The organism is Streptomyces montanisoli, assembly GCF_017813245.1.
GTDB lineage: Bacteria > Actinomycetota > Actinomycetes > Streptomycetales > Streptomycetaceae > Streptomyces > Streptomyces montanisoli.
Map to the genome: position 1 here is coordinate 1 of NZ_JAGIQL010000304.1, position 3,422 is coordinate 3,422.

4 protein-coding genes are annotated in these 3,422 nt (G+C 73.4%); 2 read left to right on the plus strand and 2 right to left on the minus strand.

Annotated features, from left to right (window positions below):
- Positions 1-134: 134 nt before the first annotated feature.
- On the minus strand, positions 135-869 hold the full coding sequence (locus JFN87_RS32510; RefSeq protein WP_245182830.1) for a hypothetical protein: 735 nt from the start codon (positions 867-869) through the stop codon (positions 135-137).
- Positions 781-1,557, minus strand: coding sequence for an alpha/beta hydrolase (locus tag JFN87_RS32515; RefSeq protein WP_209346025.1), 777 nt, complete (start codon positions 1,555-1,557; stop codon positions 781-783). Before JFN87_RS32515 ends, JFN87_RS32510 begins: the two co-directional genes overlap by 89 nt.
- A gap of 222 nt (positions 1,558-1,779) precedes the next feature.
- On the opposite strand from JFN87_RS32515, the gene JFN87_RS32520 reads away from it, so the two are divergent.
- Together JFN87_RS32520 and JFN87_RS32525 are read left to right on the plus strand one after the other, a co-directional pair.
- Entirely contained in the window at positions 1,780-2,544 is a 765-nt protein-coding gene (locus JFN87_RS32520) for a lysophospholipid acyltransferase family protein (protein ID WP_209346028.1), read from the plus strand.
- Positions 2,545-2,609: 65 nt separating this feature from the next.
- Positions 2,610-3,422, plus strand: an 813-nt coding sequence (locus tag JFN87_RS32525; RefSeq protein ID WP_209346026.1) for a DUF5931 domain-containing protein, incomplete at its 3' end; no start/stop codon positions are given.

A 3,422-nucleotide genomic window follows, 5' to 3' on the forward strand; every position in this document is an offset into this window, starting at 1 on the left:
AAGCACGCTTACCGGATACATCAGACACTGGACTTCAGACATGAGCTCTTCCGATCTGTCCCGGCCCGGCGCGCGGCCGGCGGCCCCGGGCGGGGACGGCCGCCCGCCGTGCCGAAGGCCCGCGCCGGGTGGCGTCAGACGACCGCGCCGTGGCCCGGGTCGTCGTCGTCCTCGTCGTTGTCGTGCTCCATCCGCGCGACCAGCGTCGCGATGCCGCCGAGGAACCCGCCGGCGCACAGCGTCGTCAGCCACCACGTCATGTCCCACTGGAGGATCACGGCGGCGAGCGCGAGCACCGGGCCGCCGATCGCGCCCATCCACGCGAACTTCGCCGTCACGTCCGACTCCGGCAGCGGGGGCGGCTCCGGGGGCACGAAGTGGCCCTCGTCGTCGTCCTCGGCGGGCGTGAAGTCCCGCGGCCCGCGCGCGGCGCCGGCCGGTTTCCCCGCCCCGACGCCCGGGGCGAAGACCACCGAGCTGCCCAGGCCACGCACGGGCGCGTCGCCCGGCCCGGCGGAACCGCTTTCCGCGCCGCCTTCCGCGTCGTCGCCGCCGTCGCCGCGATCCGCGGCGTCCGCGGCGTCCGCGGCGTCCGCGTCGCCCGGCTCACCCGCGCCGTTCGGCGCCCCGCCGGTCTTGCTGTCGAGCGACGCGAGATCGTCCACCGACTTGAACGGCCTCGCGCCCGGCGGGTCCGCCGGCTCCTCGCCGTAGCCCGCGACGATCGCGGCCCACGCCGCGTCCTCGTCCAGTGGCTGCGGCTCGGGGTCCGCGTCATGGTCAGCCACCCGTGCCCCCCTTCTGTCCGGCACGTGGAGCGAGCCGTGCGACGAACGCCGCGCTCTCCTCGAAGATCCGCTCCGCGTCATGGTCCAACGTCGCGACGTGGTAGCTGTGTTCCAGCACGATCTCGCGCACGTCCGCCGAGGACACCCGGCTGAGCACCCGCTCCGAGTCCCACGCGGGCACGACGTGGTCCTCCCTGCTGCGCATGAGCAGCAGCGGCTGTGTCACCTGCGGCAGCGCGCCGTCGACGAGCGCGAACAGCCTGCGCATCGAGTGCGCCGCGTGCAGCGGCACGCGGTCGTAGCCGATCTCCTTGCCGCCGCCCTTCGCGATGTCGTCCGCGACGCCCTTCGTCGTACGCACCACGTGCCGCAGCGCGGGCAGCGCGTACGCCGACAGGCCGTGCACCCGCACCGCGGGGTTGACGACCACGACCCCGGCTATCTCCTCGCGGTGCCTCGCGGCGAGCCGCAGCGCGAGCGCCCCGCCCATCGACAGGCCGCAGACGAAGACGCGCTCGCAGCGCTCGGCGAGCTCGCCGAGCGCCACGTCGACGCACGCGTACCAGTCCTGCCACCCCGTGAGTTGCATGTCCTGCCAGCGCGTGCCGTGGCCGGGCAGCAGCGGCAGGGAGACCGTCAACCCGCGGTCCGCCAGATACTCCCCCCATGGACGCATCGACTGCGGGGAACCCGTGAAGCCATGACACAGAAGGACACCGACATCGCCGCCCTCGTGAAGGAACGGCTCGGCTCCTGGAAGGACCGGCACCGGGGTCTCCTGTTCGTGCGGAGAAAAGGGAGTACGCACCCGTCGCACCCGCGCTCGGGTCATCTCACGGTACGCGACCGGACCGACACCGACCAGGCCCTTCGTGTGCCCGGTGAAGGCGCCCGGGACGGCGCGGGCGACGGCGCCCGGGACGGCGCCGGGGAGGGGGCCCGCCCCCGCCTTCGGGATATGGTCGTGGGACAGCACTCAGGAGGCACCGAGTTGATCTACGGCGCGATGAAGGTCTCCCTCGGCGGCTCGCTGAAGCTCGCCTTCAGACCGTGGGTGGAGGGCATCGAGAACGTCCCGGCCGAGGGCCCGGCGATACTCGCGAGCAACCACCTGTCGTTCTCCGACTCGTTCTTCCTGCCCGCGGTGCTCGACCGCAAGGTCACGTTCATCGCGAAGGCCGAGTACTTCACCTCGCCAGGCGTCAAGGGCAAGCTCACGGCGGCCTTCTTCAAGGGCGTCGGCCAGCTTCCGGTGGACCGCTCGGGCGCCAGGGGCGCGGGGGAGGCCGCCGTCAAGAGCGCCCTGAAGGTCCTGGAGCGCGGCGAGCTGTTCGGCATCTACCCCGAGGGCACCCGCTCGCCCGACGGCCGCCTCTACCGGGGCAAGCCCGGCGGCCTCGCGCGCGTCGCCCTCCTGAGCGGCGCGCCCGTGATCCCCGTGGCCATGATCGACACGGAGAAGATCCAGCCTCCCGGCAAGGTCGTGCCGAAGCTGATGCGCCCCGGCATCAGGATCGGCGCGCCCCTGGACTTCACCCGCTATCTGGGGATGGAGAACGACCGCTTCATCCACAGGTCGGTGACCGACCAGGTGATGTACGAGATCATGAAGCTGTCGGGGCAGGAGTACGTGGACATCTACGCGACGGCCGCGAAGCGGCAGATCGCCGAGACGCAGAAGGCGGCGTCGGAAAAGGCGGCGGCGGAGAAGGCGGCGGCCGGGGAGAAGGCCGCGGCGAAGAAGACGCCGCACTGACGGGCGTCACGCCGGCCGGGACAGGCCGGCGCGGCACCACGCGGCGGGGGAGACGGGGGTACGGGATGGCCGGGCGTGAGCGCGCCCTCAGGATGTCGGTCGAGGTGCCGCTGTGGCGTGCCCTCGCCGCCTACCGGCTGCTGACGGCTGTCTACGCCCTGCTGCTTTTCCTCTACGAGCGTGAGCGCTACGAGCGGCTGTGGCTGGGCCTCCTCTACCTGTCGATCGTCCTCGTGTGGACGGTCGCGACGCTGCGGAAGGTGTCGGGCGCCGAGCGCTGCACGCGCACCTTCCTCGCCTGCGACCTGGCGCTCGCCCTCGCCGGCATCCTCATCACGCCGCTCGCGGACGCGCAGGCGCGTGGCGAGGACGTCACCACGCTGCCGTCGATATGGACGGCGGGCGCCGTCCTGGCCTTCGCGCTGAAGGGCGGCTGGCGCCTGGCCTGCGCGGCGTCCACGCTCGTCGCCGTGGCCGACGTGGTGGAGCGCGCGCACCCCAGCAAGGACACCGCGCACAACGTGGTGCTCGTGTGGGTCGCCTCGATCGGCATCGGCTACGTCGTCGAGGTGGCACGCGCGTCGGAGCGGACGCTCGCGCGCGCCCTGGAGATCGAGGCGGCGACGCGCGAGCGCGAGCGCCTCGCGCGCGACATCCACGACAGCGTCCTCCAGGTGCTCGCCATGGTGCAGCGGCGCGGCACCGCGCTCGGCGGCGAGGCGGCAGAGCTCGGCCGCATGGCGGGAGAGCAGGAGATCGCGCTGCGCACGCTCGTGACCAGCGGCCTCGCGCCGGACGGCGCGGGCCAGGGCGAGGCGCCCCCGCCCCAGCGGACGGCGCCCCGCGCGGGCCCGGACGTGGACCCGGCCGGGCCGGGG